Raw genomic sequence first — 2,476 nt, 5'->3', positions numbered from 1 at the left:
AAAGGCTTGGGGGCAATGGATCGAGCAAGCCCGGCAAAGCGGGATTGCCGCGCTGCAACTGTTTGCCCAGCGCTTGCAGGGTTACTGGCACGGCATCCTGGCCCGCTGCCGCCATCCGCTCAATACCAGCGTCGTCGAAGGCATCAACAACACCATCAAGGTCATCAAGCGTCGCGCTTACGGGTACCGCGACGAGGAATATTTCTTCCTCAAAATCCGCGCCGCGTTCCCCGGAATTCCTCGATGAACCCATTTTTTCCTGCTCGTTAGCAATGTCGCGCGAGGTAATTGCGATCACGTTGCCAATGGTCTCCAGTGCCGTCTCGTAGTTCGCCAGTTGGTCGTCAGTCCAGGTTCGCATCTTGTCCACTCGCTTCTCGTCGATCGATAAGCTGGTCGAGGCCAGTTCCAACCTACGCGCCAGCCGCCTTTGAAGGTCCGGTGTGATCGCCATCATTACTTCGTTTCACGCGTCCGTCATGGTGGTATCTCAACAGGGTTTTAGTCCGTCCATGTGTCTGATTATCACAACACCTTTTCGTTCGCCGAATCATGTCTAAAAAGTGTTGTTAAGAGTAATTCGAGAACCTTCCTCGGTACCGTCTTTTCTGCTTGGGAAAGACCGCCATTCCAAGCTACCTTCAAACTTCCAAGAACGACAGCGTAACTTCGGTGACAGGGTAGGGTTTGTAATGCCGCCAAATTGGCGTCATCACAACCGGCAGCGCACCAGTCGTTTCACTCCCTATGCGCAGCCTACCGCCCCTGCTCAGGGCTTTGCCCCGAGACCCCGACTGCGAGAGAGATGGACGTGACAATGAGTGCGAGCGAACAACGAAGAAGGACCGGCACGCTTCCACCAATACGGTGTTACGACGACGAGGAAGCTTTGGTCCGCGGGAAGGCGCGCGATTGCGGCATGAGCGTCGGGCAATTTGTGCTCGCGGCAGCGCTTGGCCGTCGCACGCGCACGAAGATAGAGGCGCACATCCTGAATGAGCTTCGCAGGCTCGGCGGCCTGCAGAAGCACCTGTTCAACGAGGGCGGTGGAGGGCTGTCGAAAGAATACGCCGCCATCCTTGTCGAAATTCGCGAGGCAATTGCACGGATCGGTGACTGAAAAATGCTGGCCAAGATTCCACCTCGACGAGAGGATCTGAAATCAAGCTTTGCGGACCTGGTGGAGTACATCACCAATCGCGATGAAGAGAAGAAGCATCTGGGCGACGAGGTCGATCCGATCGATCCGCAGGATCGAGAAAAGCAACTCAAGATTCTCGCGCGTGCGAGAGAGCATCTCCGGTTGGCAGCGAACTACCTTCGGCAGTCACCGGAAATTGACGGCGATTTTCAGCGGAGGGCGCTGGCGCGGCGGGCCCTTCTAGAGCTCGAAATGAAGCCGATCCAGCCGGCATCCAGTCGGGCCGAAGCAGAAGCGTTGGCGGACCTCTTGTCCGGTCGACTCCTCGGTCAGGCTGAGCGGCTCGTAACGCTAACGGGCGTTGCGTGCGAACACAATTGCCTGTCACTGTCGTCCGCAGCGGCTGAAATGAAGGCCGTGGCAACCCAGAATGCCCGGGTTAAGGACGCTGTGTACCATGTCGTTCTGTCGTGGCCGGCGAATGAATCACCAACCGATGCGCAAGCGTTCGAATGTGGTGCGCACGCTCTTGGAGCTGTCGGCATGGCGGATCACCAGTACGTGTTTGCCGTGCATCGCGATACCGGCAACACGCACCTGCACATTGCCGTAAATCGCGTGAATCCCGACACGTTCGCGGCAGTCTATCCCGAGCGCGACTACTTTAAGCTGGATCGCGCGATGCGCGAGCTCGAGCTCAAATACGGCTGGCAGCACGACAATGGTCCGTACGCCGTATTCGAGCGCAACGGCCAGGTCGTCATCGATTGGGCGAGCAAAGATCCCAGCACGAAGGGCAAGCGACCGACGCCGGCGGCCGACATGGAGCGGCATGCCGATCAGGAGAGCCTGTTCAGCTACGCGCGTGGCGAGCCGCGCACGGCGCTGCTGGCTGCGCTGAAAAACGACAAGCTCACATGGCGGCAACTCCACAACCTTCTCGCGAAGTACGGTCTTGAACTGCGCGAGAAGGGGCAGGGCTTCGCGATTTACGACCTGAACTCAGGCGACACCACGCCGATCAAGGCCAGCGATATGCGCGAGGCGCTGGGCAGAGCCAGGCTGGTCAAACGGCTTGGCCCGTTTGAGCCGTCCGCGTCGACGACCGACGCCGTTCTGACCTACGACAAGCATCGGCCGCTGAAACGTGACCCAAATATCCGTGAGGAGCGCCGACAAGAGCGTGCAGTGGCCCGACGTGAGCTGCGTGTCGATGGCGGTCAAAATCCGCGCTTTTCCGGCGGCGTCACGTAACGGCGGCATGACACAAGTTTCAAAATCGACGTTGCAGGAGCGACGAACCTGTCGGAAGCGGGATATTGACGCGGGGCGCGA

The 2,476-nt window shown here is 58.8% G+C and carries 3 protein-coding genes; all 3 read left to right on the top strand.

The features are described 5' to 3' along the window. A partial coding sequence (locus WS62_RS35255) for a transposase (RefSeq protein ID WP_197422830.1) occupies nt 1-247 on the top strand: 247 nt, incomplete at its 5' end. 558 nt (nt 248-805) lie between these two features. After that, a complete protein-coding gene (gene mobA / locus WS62_RS27960; protein ID WP_331460086.1) occupies nt 806-1,120 on the top strand; it encodes a plasmid mobilization protein MobA in 315 nt (104 codons plus the stop codon). A 3-nt stretch (nt 1,121-1,123) separates the two neighbouring features. Then, the gene (gene traI, locus WS62_RS27955; RefSeq protein ID WP_231748436.1) at nt 1,124-2,395 is read left to right on the top strand and encodes a TraI/MobA(P) family conjugative relaxase; all 1,272 of its coding nucleotides are present in this window, start codon (nt 1,124-1,126) and stop codon (nt 2,393-2,395) included. Nucleotides 2,396-2,476: the final 81 nt, after the last annotated feature.

The organism is Burkholderia sp. ABCPW 14, from assembly GCF_001523835.1.
Taxonomy (GTDB): domain Bacteria; phylum Pseudomonadota; class Gammaproteobacteria; order Burkholderiales; family Burkholderiaceae; genus Burkholderia; species Burkholderia mayonis.
The sequence above is the reverse complement of the archived record's forward strand: the minus strand, read 5'-3'. Positions and strand labels throughout refer to the sequence as shown.